Below are 244 nucleotides of genomic sequence, written 5' to 3' on the forward strand. Positions count from 1 at the left end.
AGATGACTGTACGAGCGAATAAGTCACTCAATATTTAAACAGGGAGCGTCAAATGAAGTCGCAAACAAAATTATCTTTAATTTCTCTTGCCATAACAGCCAGTCTAGCCTTACCCGTTTCTGCTACATGGCGTGTACCTGATTGAGAAACAAGTGCGTCTTGTCCTACACCAGTCTGTTCAACAGTTGTTTGGTTATTAACAGCAGCGATTACCGCAGCTGACTTTTCAGTTGATGCTGCTTCA

The 244-nt window shown here is 42.2% G+C and carries 1 protein-coding gene; it reads right to left on the minus strand.

Annotated features, from left to right (window positions below; translation table 11 throughout):
• Positions 1-48: 48 nt before the first annotated feature.
• Positions 49-244 (minus strand): hypothetical protein (locus K5Q58_RS21020; RefSeq protein WP_220755764.1); only part of this gene is annotated, 196 nt, incomplete at its 5' end.

The organism is Shewanella sp. KT0246 (assembly GCF_019654955.1).
In the GTDB taxonomy this organism is placed as follows: domain Bacteria; phylum Pseudomonadota; class Gammaproteobacteria; order Enterobacterales; family Shewanellaceae; genus Shewanella; species Shewanella goraebulensis.